This is a genomic window from Arthrobacter sp. M2012083 (genome assembly GCF_000281065.1).
Lineage (GTDB): Bacteria > Actinomycetota > Actinomycetes > Actinomycetales > Micrococcaceae > Arthrobacter.
The window spans coordinates 115601-129182 of record NZ_AKKK01000011.1; the positions used below are offsets into that span (position 1 = coordinate 115601).

General features: G+C 61.1%; 15 protein-coding genes. 7 read left to right on the forward strand and 8 right to left on the reverse strand.

All coding sequences use genetic code 11. The features are described from left to right. Positions 1-23: 23 nt before the first annotated feature. Genes A477_RS0107400 through A477_RS0107410 form a run of 3 tightly spaced genes read right to left on the reverse strand, consistent with a single transcriptional unit; the run spans position 24 to position 3117 of the window. The gene (locus A477_RS0107400; RefSeq protein WP_017198379.1) at positions 24-1442 is read right to left on the reverse strand and encodes a putative bifunctional diguanylate cyclase/phosphodiesterase; all 1419 of its coding nucleotides are present in this window, start codon (positions 1440-1442) and stop codon (positions 24-26) included. Beyond that, positions 1439-1942, reverse strand: coding sequence for a hypothetical protein (locus A477_RS0107405; protein WP_017198380.1), 504 nt, complete (start codon positions 1940-1942; stop codon positions 1439-1441). The genes A477_RS0107400 and A477_RS0107405 overlap by 4 nt, the downstream gene beginning before the upstream one ends. Next, positions 1939-3117: a GGDEF domain-containing protein gene (locus A477_RS0107410; protein ID WP_017198381.1), complete on the reverse strand. Its 1179-nt coding sequence runs from the start codon at positions 3115-3117 to the stop codon at positions 1939-1941. The genes A477_RS0107405 and A477_RS0107410 overlap by 4 nt, the downstream gene beginning before the upstream one ends. Before the next feature lie 119 nt (positions 3118-3236). Here A477_RS0107410 and A477_RS0107415 point away from each other — a divergent pair, with 119 nt between their 5' ends. After that, positions 3237-3530, forward strand: coding sequence for a DUF503 domain-containing protein (locus A477_RS0107415; RefSeq protein WP_017198382.1), 294 nt, complete (start codon positions 3237-3239; stop codon positions 3528-3530). A 6-nt stretch (positions 3531-3536) separates the two neighbouring features. Here the strand turns inward: A477_RS0107415 and A477_RS0107420 are convergent, their stop codons facing one another. After that, entirely contained in the window at positions 3537-4178 is a 642-nt protein-coding gene (locus tag A477_RS0107420; protein ID WP_017198383.1) for a GntR family transcriptional regulator, read from the reverse strand. Between the two features lie 165 nt (positions 4179-4343). Between A477_RS0107420 and A477_RS0107425 the strand changes: the two genes are divergently transcribed. Genes A477_RS0107425 through A477_RS0107450 form a run of 6 tightly spaced genes read left to right on the forward strand, consistent with a single transcriptional unit; the run spans position 4344 to position 9592 of the window. Next, on the forward strand, positions 4344-5711 hold the full coding sequence (locus A477_RS0107425; RefSeq protein ID WP_017198384.1) for an MFS transporter: 1368 nt from the start codon (positions 4344-4346) through the stop codon (positions 5709-5711). Then, positions 5708-6502, forward strand: a complete 795-nt coding sequence (locus tag A477_RS0107430; RefSeq protein ID WP_017198385.1) for a carbon-nitrogen family hydrolase — start codon at positions 5708-5710, stop codon at positions 6500-6502. The genes A477_RS0107425 and A477_RS0107430 overlap by 4 nt, the downstream gene beginning before the upstream one ends. Positions 6503-6512: 10 nt before the next feature. Beyond that, a complete protein-coding gene (locus A477_RS0107435) occupies positions 6513-7208 on the forward strand; it encodes a DUF2848 family protein (protein WP_017198386.1) in 696 nt (231 codons plus the stop codon). Next, positions 7205-8692, forward strand: coding sequence for a 4-hydroxyphenylacetate 3-hydroxylase family protein (locus tag A477_RS0107440; RefSeq protein ID WP_017198387.1), 1488 nt, complete (start codon positions 7205-7207; stop codon positions 8690-8692). The genes A477_RS0107435 and A477_RS0107440 overlap by 4 nt, the downstream gene beginning before the upstream one ends. A 2-nt stretch (positions 8693-8694) precedes the next feature. Further along, positions 8695-9066, forward strand: a complete 372-nt coding sequence (locus tag A477_RS0107445; RefSeq protein ID WP_017198388.1) for a cupin domain-containing protein — start codon at positions 8695-8697, stop codon at positions 9064-9066. Between the two features lies 1 nt (position 9067). Continuing rightward, positions 9068-9592, forward strand: coding sequence for a flavin reductase family protein (locus A477_RS0107450; RefSeq protein ID WP_017198389.1), 525 nt, complete (start codon positions 9068-9070; stop codon positions 9590-9592). 123 nt (positions 9593-9715) lie between these two features. Here A477_RS0107450 and A477_RS0107455 read toward each other — a convergent pair whose 3' ends face one another. The 4 genes from A477_RS0107455 to ngcE all read right to left on the reverse strand — a co-directional run bounded on the left by A477_RS0107455 (position 9716) and on the right by ngcE (position 13479). After that, positions 9716-10036, reverse strand: a complete 321-nt coding sequence (locus A477_RS0107455; RefSeq protein ID WP_017198390.1) for a putative quinol monooxygenase — start codon at positions 10034-10036, stop codon at positions 9716-9718. 118 nt (positions 10037-10154) lie between these two features. Then, positions 10155-11048 (reverse strand): carbohydrate ABC transporter permease, encoded by an 894-nt coding sequence (locus A477_RS0107460; protein ID WP_017198391.1) that lies wholly within the window; start codon positions 11046-11048, stop codon positions 10155-10157. Further along, positions 11048-12073: an ABC transporter permease subunit gene (locus A477_RS0107465; protein WP_017198392.1), complete on the reverse strand. Its 1026-nt coding sequence runs from the start codon at positions 12071-12073 to the stop codon at positions 11048-11050. Before A477_RS0107465 ends, A477_RS0107460 begins: the two co-directional genes overlap by 1 nt. Then, positions 12070-13479, reverse strand: a complete 1410-nt coding sequence (gene ngcE, locus A477_RS0107470; protein WP_017198393.1) for an N-acetylglucosamine/diacetylchitobiose ABC transporter substrate-binding protein — start codon at positions 13477-13479, stop codon at positions 12070-12072. Before ngcE ends, A477_RS0107465 begins: the two co-directional genes overlap by 4 nt. Positions 13480-13582: the final 103 nt, after the last annotated feature.

Sequence of the window (13582 nt, forward strand, 5' to 3'; positions counted from 1 at the left end):
GGCCTTTTGCTTCTTCAGGTTAATCAAGCCGGCCACACCACTTGCCGTGATAGCTGCTCGGTGAAGTCCGCTTCCGGCAACGGTCGCCCGAAGTAATACCCTTGCCCGCTTGCGCAGCCGATGCTCCGGAGCGCTTCCGCCTGTTCGGCGGTCTCGATCCCCTCCCAAACACCTTCCAGCCCGCAGGAGCGGATGACTTCCTGGACGGCGGCCAGGAAACCGAGCTGCGAAGGGTCCGTGCCCAGGTCCTGGACGAACTGCCGATCCACTTTTACCCGGTCCACCGGAAGTTTCCGCAGGTAGCCCATGGACGAGTAACCGGCACCGAAGTCATCGATCTCGAGTCCGACTCCCAGCCTGTGCAGGCTTGCCAAGGTGTAACGGTCCAGCTCGTTGTTATGGATGATGGCGCTCTCGGTGAGCTCCAGCACCAGTGATTCCGGGGCCAGGTTCTCCTCGGCCAGTGCTTCACCGACGTCGTCCACGAACTCGAGGCTTTGAAGGTCGGCGGCAGACACATTGATGCGCATGGAGAAGTCGTGCTGTGTGGTGGCCGGGTTGTCGCGCCACTGTCGCAACTGACCGACGGCCTTGCGCAGGACCCACCTGCCCAGTTCCGCGATCAGGCCGGTGGCCTCCGCAACGGGAATGAACTGGTCCGGCATGATCAGTCCGTGAATGGGGTGGTTCCAGCGAACCAGAGCCTCGCAGCCTTCGATCCGGCCAGTGGAGAGCTCCACGATCGGCTGGTAGAAGAGGACCAACTGATCAGAACGGATGGCTTCGCGGAGCTCTCCCACTATCTGCCGCTGAAGCTGCCGGGCGTGAAGGGTGGCGGGATCGAAGACTTTGAGCTTGTTCCGGCCCTCGTTTTTGGATTCTTCCATGGCCAGATCGGCCTCTTGCAGAAGGTCCTCGATGCTGTGATGTGGTTCAGCGGTGCGCAGCCCGAGGCTTGCGCTGCAGCGGATGCTGTTGTTGCCGAGGTCGATGTTCGGCCCCAGCGCGGCAAGGATGCGGTTCCCGACGGCGGTGGCCCGACTTTGCGGGGTGGCGGGTAGCAGCACCGCGAATTCGTCGCCGCCCAGGCGGGTGACGACGTCGTTCTCCCGGACGGCCGAGCGGACGCGCATGGCAACGGTGACCAGAACCTGGTCCGCGGCGGCATGACCGGCGGAGTTCTTCAGTGCCTTGAACCCATCCAGGTTCAGGAGGAGAAGTGCCGGCGGGACGGCGCCCTTGGCCGTGGCTGCCTGAGCTTCGACGAAGGAATTCACCAGTGCTTGGTGGTTGCCGAGCCCAGTGAGGGCGTCCGTAAGGGCCTCGCGGCGTTGTTCATGGCGTGCTCGGTGGAGCTCCTCCATCAGCGCCTGTACGTGCCGCTCCAATTTCTCGATCCGTGAATCAACGGGGATCAACCTGTGGGGTTTGGAGCCTCTCACGACTCTTCCAAGCGTCGCAGGCTGGAGTCAGCGACAGCCTGCGGTTTGGCCACTGGGTTACGGCGTTCGTCCAGGAACAGCCGGTATGAGGCAATGTCCAGCCTGCCATCCGGCTCCACCTTGTTTCCGGCGCGGTACACGTGGGTGATCCACGCCCCGCCAAGGATCGCCTCAATCCAAGCGTCGCATTCTGCGAGCGGGAGGTGCACGCGGGTGCCGGTGTTCCTGCGGTGACCGGCGATGGACACTGTGATGCAGCTGCCCAGGAGGCCTTTGTCCGCCGTGAACCAGGCAAGGCCTTCGACGTCGGCCACTATGGTGAGGTTTGCGTTGCTGTCCTCCACCGACTGAACGGGACCCATCCTTACCGACCGTCGATCCGCGTTCAGCACTGTGGGTGTTCCGGCCTTGTAGGGAGGGCTCGTGATGCCTTGCCGGAACGCGGACAGTTCTTGGGTGTGCTGGATCTGGATCCGGGTGGTGAGTTCGTTGAAGGTCATGATCTTGCCTCATCCGCGATAGTGGCCGCCTCGGGGCGGTCGGCTCCTACAATCCTGTTTCTTCCTTGCGCTTTCGCACTGTAAAGGGCTGCGTCCGCTACCTCGATCATGAAGTTGAGGTCGGCTGCAGCGGGAATGCTTGACGTGACTCCGTAGCTGATGGTCGGGAATACAACACCCTTTGGAGTCGGCAAGGCCGCCATCCGGCGGCTGATTTCGGTAGCGATGTTCTCCGCCCGGTCCTGCGTAGCTCCCGGCAGGAAGAGGACGAACTCTTCGCCTCCATAGCGTCCGATGAGATCTGTGGACCTGACGGAGGCCGTGCAAACGTCAGCGAATGCCTGCAAGGCCACATCCCCTGCCCCGTGACCGTGTTCGTCGTTGACGGCTTTGAAGTGGTCCAGGTCGGCCAGGACTACGGCTGCGCCGGAACCTGTGGAGTGAAGGCGCTCGAGTTCCGTTGTGGCGAGGTCCAGGAAGGCTCCACGGTTGAGGAGTCCCGTGAGATGGTCGCGGGTGGCACGTTCCCGGAGACCCTTGATGAGTTGGTCGCTGGTCAGGGCCGTCATGCTGAAGGACACCGTGACCAGAAGAACCATTGATATCAGCGCGGACGGCCCGGGCCCAAAATACGTGCGGAACGTGTAGCTGCCCGGCCCTTCGAAGGCATAAACCATCCAGCGGCCCAGGTAATAGGCGGCCAGCAGGCCGGCGGCGACGGACAGGGCTTTGTGGACTTGCGAATGCGAGGACTTGATGAACCAGAGATCGTACGCAGCCAACGCTATGCCCACCGTCATCATGGCCAGATAAACCAGGCCTCCGGACCAAACGTTGCTCCCGGGGCTTTCCAGAAAGGATGCGATAGCCGTGATGGCCGGACCAAGAGCCAGCTGCCATGACGCGGCCTTCCGGTCCCGGAGTGTCTTCGCTCCGGCCCACACGCTGAAAGCGCCTGCCACCACCAGGACGTTGCCCAAGGGGTTGGCCCACTGCTGGTGGGGGGTTCCGTTGAGGAGGAAGGCGGCATTCCCCGCCATGAACTCGAGCAAAGCCAGGCTCCACCAGCCTGCATACGGCGAGCGCGTGCGGTGGAATGAAGTACAAAACAGCACCAGGAGGGTCACCGTGACCACACCCAGAGCGACCCTCACCGAGAATGCATCGAGCTCCATGTCCAACCCCCTCAGCTGGTCACCCTCCGGCCTTTGAGTTCAGTGTCCCGGGGCTTACTCAACCTGGATGCGAATTTTGCTCAAGATTGGCTCAAGATGCAGGCAAGTAATAATGAACCATGTGGATCGGTTGGATTGAGTTCGACGTCCTCTTGGGCGATGTCCATAGCCTCAAGGAGAAGCGGTCGCTGGTACGGCCCCTCGTGGCTGAGCTTAAGCGGCGCTTCGAGGTGTCAGCCGCTGAAACGGGCATGCAGGACCAACATAGGCGAGCGCTGGTGGGTGCCGCTATGGTGGCCGCCGACCACGCGCACCTTCAGCAAGTGCTCGACGCCGTAGAACGGTTCGTGGCTGCCCGGCCTGAGTTTGAGCTGCTGAGCGCACGGCAGCGTGAGCTGCACAGCGAGGACTAACAGGGCTTAGTAGCCGATAACCGCCAAGCGCGTGGAGTCCAGGTGGGCATCAATGGCCTGATGCGCGGCGTCGAGGCTTCGGCTGCGGAGGGCGTCAACAATCAACTGGTGTTCGCGGAGGACATCGCCGGCGCGATCGGTGCCTTGGCTGACTGCCTTGACCCCGATCCTGAGCTGCTTTTGCCGAAGGGAAGCATAGAAATCGGCAAGTACGGGGTTGCCCCCTGCCCGGACCATCAGGGTGTGGAATTCGGTATCCAGTTCAATGAACCGGGCTGGGTCTTCCCGCGCTTCCTGTTGCTGGTCAATGATTCGCTGGAAGGCCTCGATCTGGGCGTCAGGCATGGTCTCCACAGCTGAGACCGCCCACTTTTCCACGACCGCCCTGGCCTGCAGGATGGCGCGTACATCGGGGTCCGAGATCGGCGGGACGTAGGCGCCTTTGTGGGGGACGCGCTTGACGAACCCCTCGGCTTCGAGACGCAGCAAGGCTTCACGCACAGGTGTCCTTGATGTTCCGGTGGTCTTTGCCAGGACCCCTTCGTTGAGGAAGGTTTCCTCCTCACGAGGGAGTGCTGCGATGTAGCTTTTCATCCACTGGTAGGCCACTTCTGGCTGCGACTGCGCAGTGGGGGTCATCTGGATCATGCAGAGCCTTTCTCGCCTTGCCCAGTATACGAGTTGCATTCAGAACGGAGCGGAGTCCTGAAAAAGTTCTGCTTCAAATATAGACAGGTTGTATACAACTCGTCTACAGTCTTCTTAGTGACACCGCTCACGCACTCGGAATCTCCCCGCAAAAGGACCCCCACAATGACCGAATTGAAGAAAGCAGAACTGAGGCGACAGAAGCACTCCAGCCTGCCCGTCGTTGCTGCTTCGAGTCTCGCCGGCACCGCCGTCGAATGGTATGACTTCTTTCTCTACGGCACCGCGGCCGCGCTGGTATTCAACAAGCTCTACTTTCCCACCGACGATCCCTTGGTGGGCACCATGCTGGCCCTCGGAACGTTCGCAGCCGGTTTCCTTGCCCGTCCCGTCGGCGCAATAGTCCTGGGGCACCTCGGCGATAAGCACGGTCGACGCGCCACGTTGGTTGCCAGCCTGATGCTCATGGGCGTGGCTACAACCCTTATCGCTTTCATCCCCTCCTACGCCGCCATCGGATTGGCAGCACCTTTGCTCCTCCTGCTGCTCCGCCTGATCCAAGGCTTTGCCCTGGGCGGCGAGTGGGGTGGCGCCGTCCTCCTGGTTTCCGAACACAGCAATGAGAGCACCCGGCGTGCCTTCTGGTCCTCCTGGCCAAATATGGGTCCGCCCCTGGGCAACCTGATGGCCGCCGGCGTCCTGGCCATCCTGGCCGCCACTATGCCGGAGAGCGAATTCCTGGCATGGGGATGGCGCATAGCGTTCGGATTGTCCGCCCTGCTGGTTGTCATTGGCCTCATCCTGCGCCTCTATGTCCAGGAAACCCCGCTGTTCAAGGAAGCACAGCGGAAGCGCGAAGCCGAAGGCAACAAGGAACGGAAGCTGCCACTGGCCATCCTGTTCCGCCGCAACTGGCGCGAAATCCTCATCGCTACCGGTAGCCGGATGGGCGAAAACGCAGGCTTCTACATCTACTCGCTGTTCATCATCACGTACGTCACCCAGATCATGGGGCTGCAAAGGCAGACAGGTCTTACCGCCGTCATGATCGGTCAGGGCGTCGCCGTCGTCGCCATTCCCATCCTTGCCGTCTACGCAGACAAAGTGGGCCGCAAGCCAATCCTGATTGGCGCCTCGATCGCCACCATGGTGTGGGCCTTCGCGTTCTTCTTCCTGCTGAACACCGGCCAGGTGTGGGGCATCATTGCCGCCGCTGTGGGAGGGCTCCTGATCTTCGCGGCGTACAGCTCAGTGATCGGCGCATTCTTCTCCGAGCTGTTCCCCACGGACGTCCGGTACAGCGGAACCTCGGTGTCCTACAACCTGGCCTCGCTGATCGCAGGTTCGTTGTCCCCGATCATCGCCCTGGCGCTCTACAGCGCTTTCGGCACCGGCTATGCGATCGGCATCTACCTCGCCGCCATGGGCCTGATCTCCATGGTCTCGGTGATGTTCGCCAAGGAAACCATGGGCCTGAAGCTCAGCGATCTGGACAGGGACCCGACCGCCGGACCGGAGAAGGGAAAAGCATGAAAATCGCACTCGTCCAGGTGTCCAGCCCTGACTCCGAAACCCGTGAGGAACGGATTGATCGAGTCGAGGCGATCCTTCGGGGCATCAACGGCGCAGAGCTCATCGTGCTCCCCGAACTCTGGAGCGCCGGCTACTTCCACTTCGACGACTATGAGGCCCTCGCCGAAACATTGGACGGGCCAACAGTCTCCATGTGCTCGCGGGTAGCGGCGGAACTGGGTGTTTATCTTCACCTGGGCAGCATCATCGAGGCGGGCGGGGACGGCCAGCTCAGCAACACCTCAATCCTGCTGGGGCCGGACGGCAACGTGGTCCACACGTACCGGAAGATCCACGTGTTCGGCTACAAGTCCAAGGAGGCCAGCCTGCTCACTGCCGGCTCCTCACTTCCTATCGTCCCGCTGCCGTTTGGCGCCGTTGCAGGCATCACCTGTTACGACCTCCGCTTCCCCGGGTTGTGGATGGAGTTGAGCACACGCGGCGCGGACATCGTGATCGTTCCCGCAGCCTGGCCCGCTGCCAGGCGGGAACACTGGCGGTTGCTCACCACAGCCAGGGCACTGGAACACCAGATCTTCGTGATCGCCTGCAACGCTGCAGGTAACCAGGAAGGCGTGGATCTTGGCGGGCACAGCCGCGTGGTGGACCCGGGCGGCAACGTCATCGCCGAGGCAGGCCCGGACGAAACCGTTCTGATGGTGGACATCGATCCCCGTCAGGTCCAGGCAGTCCGCGAAGAGTTTCCCGTCATTGGCGATCGCCTACCCGCCTACAACACTTTGACTGTTTAGAGGAAACCCAATGCAAACACAGCAAACCACAAGGCAAGTCCCGCTCACCTTCAGGGTGGTGGGCACCGACCAGACAATCGCAATCACCGACTTCCATGCGGTTGTGGCCGGTTACACGGGCCGCGATCCCAAGGCAGTCCAGCATCACATCGATGAGCTCGCCGCAATCGGCGTAGCTCCCCCACCGGAGGTTCCCATGTTCTACCGGATGGACTCGGACCTGTTCGAGACCTCGGGCGAGCATGAGACGTCGGAAAACCTGACATCAGGCGAGATAGAGCCCCTCTACATCCGCCACGACGGAAAGTACTACCTCGGCATCGGCTCCGACCACACTGACCGGGACATTGAAGCCCTGGACATTGGCGATTCGAAGCGCGCCTGCCCCAAGCCCGTCTCAAACGAGGTGATCGCCGTCGAATCACTGAAGGACCTGGATCTCGACGAATGCACAGCCCGTTCATGGGTTGACGGAAACCTGTACCAGGAAGGTTCGCTGAGCGGCCTCCTCAAACCGGCCGACGTCGTCGGGCGTCTTCTCGCACGAACGGACATCGGCGACGCTGATTTCATGTGCTTGGGAGGCACTCTTCCGCTGCTCAACGGGAAGTTCGTCGACGGAACTTCCTGGAAGTTGGAGCTCTCCTTCCCGAATGGGACCACCATTGAACATAACTACAAAATCAAGAAAGGCTCACTCCGATGAGAACCGGAAAGCAGTATTTGAAGTCCCTGAACGACGGCCGTACGGTGATCCTCGACGGCGAGGTAGTCGGCAACGTCCTGGAGCACCCGGCCTTCGCGAACGTTGCCCGGACCATGGCCGAGCTGTTCGATATCGCAGCCGATCCTGCCAGCGGCATGCAGTTCCATTCGGAAGAGATCAACGGTCCGGCCAACCGCACCTTCGCCGCTCCCCGCACGCAGGAAGAGCTGGTCCTTCGCCGCCAGGCCATCGAAAAGTGGGCCAAGCACACTCATGGCTGGGTGGGCCGCAGCCCCGACCACGTCGGAACGTTCTTCGCCGCGTTCGGTTCCCATCCGGACGTCTTCCAGAACGACGAACGCGACTTTGCCGGCAACGTGGAGCGGTACTACAAGAAGATCCTGTCCGAGAACCTGTACCTCTCTTACGCAATCATTCCCCCGCAGGTCTCCCGCGCAACCACGGCGTCCGGTTGGGAAGGCGAATACCTGCAGGTCGGCGTCGTGCGTGAAACCGAGGAAGGCATCATTGTCCGCGGTTCGCAGATGCTCGCCACAGGCGCCGCCATTGCCGACGAAGTCTTTGTCACCTGCATCAAGCCCCTGGGCCCGGACGATGTTGACTTCGCGGTCAGCTTCGCCATCCCGGTGGCAACTGACGGACTCAAGCTGTACTGCCGCCGTCCGTTCGCGCCGGCCGCCACCAGCGAGTTCGACTACCCCCTCACCAGCCACTACGACGAACCCGACGCCTTGGTGGTTTTCGACGACGTGCTGATCCCATGGGACCGAGTGTTCATCAACCGGAACATCGAAACCCTTCGCCGCCAGTTCTTCGACACGGGCGCCCACGCCCTGGGCAACTGGCAGGCCCAGATCCGCTTCTCCACCAAGCTGAAGTTCATCGCCTCCGTTGCCCGCAAAGTTGCGCAGGTCAACGGCACGGACAAGATCCCCGGCGTGCAGGAGAAGCTCGGCGAGCTCGCCGCCATTGTGCAGTCCGTTGAGTCAGCTGTCCTGGCCGCCGAATACACAGCAACCACGGACGACGCCGGCATGCGGATTCCGGGCAAGAGCGCACTTTACGGGGCCATGGGCTTGCAGTCCGAGACGTACCCGCGGGTGATTTCCATCCTCCGCGACTTGGTAGGCGGCGGCGTCCTGCAACTGCCGTCCAGCATCGCCGACATGACCAGCAGCGTTACCCGGCCGGACATGGAGCGCTACGTCCAGTCCCCGGGCGTTGCCAGCGAGGAGCGCGTCAAGCTGTTCAAGCTTGCTTGGGACATCATCGGTTCCGAGTTCGCCGGCCGCCACCAGCAGTACGAAATGTTCTATGCCGGTGCTCCGTTCGTGGTCCGCGGCGCTTACACCTACAGGAACTACGGCTATGACGCACTGGTTGCGGAGCTGGACACATTCCTCGGTTCGTACAGCATCGACAGCACAGTCAATGGGGCCGGCAACGGCGTGGAAGGAGCATAGCCATGGCAAAGCCCGAAGTGGAGTTCACACCTGTATCTTCGGTGGACTTCGCACCCTGCAACCCACACATCGAGGGCCTCTCCGAGGCCATCCTCGCCCGCGACCCGGACAATGACAGCGTCACGCGCATCCTCAAGTTCGAGCCGGGCACGGATACTTCCCCCAACGGCGTCCTCACTCACGATTTCTGGGAAGAGGTCTTCATCTTCGAGGGCTCCTTCGTAGATCAGCGCCTCGGGAAGACCTTCAAGGCCGGCGACTGGGCAACCCGGCCTCCCGGAATGGAACATGGCCCATGGGTTTCCGAAAACGGCGCCAAGATGTTCGAGGTCCGGTACTACACCGACCCGGCACAAACGGAGCGGAGCAACTGACATGAGCCTGGCACCAGCCTTCACCATCCCCGATGCCATGGGGATGCGCCGCGCGATGGGCCGATTCCTCACCGGCGTTGCCGTGGTCACCACCAAGCACGACGACGAGCTGTACGGGATGACCATCAGCTCGCTGACCTCCATCAGCCTGGAACCGCCCATCCTGATGATCTCGCTGAACTTCGGCACCCGCACCGGCGAGGCCCTGATGGCCAGCGGTAAGTTCGCGGTATCCATCCTCGGTGCCAAGCAGGAGTCAGTGGCCCGGCGTTTCGCCGTCCGTGGCGGGGACCGCTTCGGCGAAGGAGATTTCGACGTCACAGACAGCGGGCTCCCGGTGATCAAGGGCGCCCTCGCCCAAGCCGATTGCACCGTGGTGCAGCAGTACGACGTCGGAGATCACCAGGTCTTCTTCGGCCAGGTCACCACGTGCCGGGACCGGGACGGGGAGGTGCTGGCGTTCAAGGCCGGCCGTTTCGGCTCGTTCAGCGACTTCGGCCACGCAGAGATCCCTTGGATGTTCTGAGTAGTACGGTGGAGGGCCTGTGCCGCCACGACCTTCTTTGAATCACAACCGCCCCCGACACGCCTCTTTGAAGGTGTGTCGGGGGCGGTTCTGCTTCCAAAGTGGGTGGATGCGGTACAGCCGCTAGTCGATAGTCAGCTCGCCCATGCGATCCCAGCCGCTGCCCTCGAACTGGCGGCTGATGATCTTGGGCGTCTCCACCAAGGCCTGCGGCATGTCCGCCATGGCCTTCTTGAAGTGCTCACTGTTGACGTGGGCCTCAGCGGCATCATCCTGGAAGGCTTCCACCAGGACGAACTCGTTGGGGTTGTCCACACTGCGGGACCAGTCGAACCACAAGTTGCCGGGCTCTTCGCGGGTCGCCTTGGTGAAGTCGGCCACCAGGTCCAGCCAGCGCTCGGACCAGTCGGGCTTGACGTTGAACTTAACCACAATAAAGATCACGGGCTGCTGCCTTTCGTTGCATTACAGAATCCGTTCCATCTTTTCAGAATTAATACCCGACGGCGGCCCTCACCCTTAGGTGAGGACCGCCGTCGAACGCTGTTTTGGCTTGCTTGTACTACTTGGAGGTTCCCTGTGAAACCGACCCCTGCAGCTGGCGCTGGAAGATCACGTAGACGATGAGCACCGGAATGACGGTGACACTGACTGCCGCGAACAGCGCGCCATAGTCCACGGCGTAGCCCATCTGGCCGGCGAAGGCCGCGAGTTCCTGGGAGAGGACGCGAGGACCGGCGGCGTTGATGGACACCGGAATGAGGAACTGGTTCCAGAGGCCCAGGAAGTTGAAGATGGCGACTGAGGCGAGGCCCGGTTTGGCCATCGGCAGCATGACCTGGAAGAACGTCCGCCACTCCCCTGCTCCGTCGAGGGCCGCTGCTTCAGTGATTTCGTGCGGCAGTGACTTGAAGAAGGAGAACAGGAAAAACACCGTGAATGGAAGCGCGAAGCCCACATACACCAGGATCAGTCCCGGCAGGGTGTTCAGGAGGCCCATGTTCCTCAGGACGAAGAACAACGGCACCATGGCGAGGAAGATCGGGAAGGTCAGGCCCGCGAGCATCAGGTAGTAGATGGCCCGGCTGCCCCGGAACGTGTAGCGGGCCAGAACGTATGCGCACATGGCCCCGAGGACCATGACGATCACCAGTGCCACGGCCACCACCAGCACCGAGTTGAGGAAGGCAGATCCGATGCCTGCCTCGCTCCAGGCCTTGACGTAGTTATCCAGCTTCCATTCACCCGGCAAGGCGAACGGCGAAGCGAAGATCTCGCTGGACGTCTTGAAGGAGGACATGAACGTCCACAGCAAAGGAAGAATGACGATGAGCGTCCAGATGGTCAGCGCCGTGTGCGAGACCGCTCCCACCACTTTGTCGCCCGTAGTGGTTGCCGGTGTCCGCGGCTGGAAGTGCAGTGACTTCATTTCCGGAGTTGAGACTTTGGTAGTCATTACAGGCTCACATCCTTATCGCCGCCAGTGAGCCGGTTGACCAGGAAGACCAATCCGGAGAAGATCAGCGTGGCAACGGCCAACACAACGCCCATGGCGCTGGCGAGGCCGAACTGTCCCTTGCTGAATGCGGTAAAGAACAGCTGCTGCGCCATGACCAGCGTGGAGTTGTCCGGGCCACCGCCCGAGTTCAGTGCCGCCATGTAAACGAAGGCGTCCAACGCCAGGATGCCCATGTAAATGTAGGCAGTCTGGATGTTGTCGCGAATCAAAGGGATGGTGATGGACACCGCGGTCCGGAAGCGACCGGCACCATCGATCCTGGCGGCCTCGAAAAGCTCGGCAGGAATGCCCTTGATACCAGCCACGAACAGGACCATGTAAAAGCCAACAAAGCCCCAGACGATCACGAACATGGTGGCGATCATTGCGGTGTTCTTGTCACCCAGCCAAGCGAAGTCCTTGAACTGGTCAAAGCCAAGTCCTGTGAGGATGCCGTTCAGCAGGCCGCCGGAGGGATCGTAGATCTGTCCCCACATGATGCCAATGGCGATCGCCGGAATCGTGTACGGGAAGAACGACACAACCCTGTAGAAGCTGGAGTTTCTCAGGCCCTTGATCTGACCTTTGCTGCTGCCGCCAACCGTCACCAATGATGCGAGCACCAGGCTCAGGATGATGGTGATGATGGGGAGGAAGATGACCAGGAGGATGTTGTTTCCCATGGCCTTCATGAAAATGTCGTCCGTAAAGATCTTGGTGTAGTTCTCAAGGCCGATGAAGTTCTGGTTGGGAGAGAATCCGGACCAGTCCGTCAACGAATAACCGAAGGCTTGCACGAACGGCCAAATCACGAATAACAGGTAGATCGCCAGCGGCAGTCCGAGGAAGACCGCGAAGAAGCTGACCTTGTCCCATGTCAACGGTTTCCGCCGCCGCTTAACCAGCTGCGGCGGAGCCGTTGCCGGAACGACGGCGGCCAGGCCGTCGTCGTTCCGGCTCTGCTGAGTTTTCACTGAAGTCACTTCACTTCGATCTTCTTGACCGAGCTGTCGTTACGGACCTTGTCCGTGATGTTCTGCAGTGCGGAGGTGAGGGTTGCAACGTCCGACTTGCCGTCCAGGAAGGTATTCATGACTACAAGTTGATCTTTATTCATGCCATACAGGTCGATAAAGTTCCAGGTGAAGATGTCCTCGCCGGCGTCAGCGAGCAACTTGGTCTGCGAGACCAGTGCCGTGGAGCCGAAGCCATCGGCCGGGATGGTGTCCTTGACGATGGTGGGGGCCAGTTTGGTCTTGGCGAAGTTGGTCGCAGCTTCCTTGGACAGCATGATGCGGAGCAGTTCCTTGCCACCCGCTGCATTCTTGGCCTGAGAGGGAACGATGTAGGGCTCGCCTGCCGCACTGTGAATCGCAGTGTAAGGCAACTTGGATCCAGTCGTAACGGTCGGCACGGGAGCGCCCGTCATGTTGAAGCCGGCCTTGGTCTGGTCCTTCATCTCGTTTTCGATCCACGAACCGGACGGATAGAACAGCGCCTCCTGGGCGTTGGTCCACTGTGCCTGAGCTGCCGTGAACTGTGTTCCGGAGCCGCCGGGCTTGAAGAAGCCTGCCTTAACAATCTTGTCCATCGCTGTGAAGACCGACTGGACAGCAGGGTGTGACCAGCCGTCTTCCTTGAGGTTCTCCAGAGCCAGGCGGACCTCGTCGCCGCCTTCCTTGATGGCAGATTCCATCATCATCCAGAGATAGTAGGAAGCCGCTTCCTTACCCCATACAAAGAGGTACTTACCCTTGGCCTTGGCCTGCTCGCCCAAGGTGTACATCTCATCCCATGTCTTGGGAACCGTCCAGCCGTTTTCCTTGAGCAGGGAATCGGAGTACCACACTGCGAAGACGGTCAGGACATAGTTCAGGGCAGCAAGCTTGCCATCGAAGGTGCCCGGAGCCAGTACGCCTGTGTACAGGGTGTCCTTGATGACCTTGCCTTCGAGGTTCTTCGCCTCCACCACGCTGGTGAGGTCCTCGAGCTGGGCCAGGATGGTGCTGAAGCCAATGGACTTCGCACCGGAGTTGTCGATCAGGTCCGGCGGGTTGCCACCGACGAAGCGCGGCTGGAGCTCCTGGGCGATATCCGTGGACGGGGCGATCTTGGCAGTGGAGCCCTCGTGCGTCTTTTCGAAGATCTTGCCGGCGAACTCGACATAGTCGATGCCGTAGCCGCCCTTGAAGATCACGGCGTCGAGGGTTGCCTTCTCCGCCATGCCAAACGGGTTGGTGTCGGAAACAGTGCCGGTGGGGCCGGTGGTAGTGCCACCGCCACCTGCGGCACAGGAAGCAATGGTTCCACCCATGGGCACGAGCACGGCTGCTGCGAGTGCTCCACGCAGGAATCCACGGCGTCCGACGGACTGGTGCTGAACGTTCATTTCTAAACCCTCCAGTGACTCGTAGTGTCGACTGTTGCGGCGGGAAAGCCGTTCAGTCAGACAGTCTGGGTAGGCGCTCTGGCAGCACCAACCTTCTGTGACA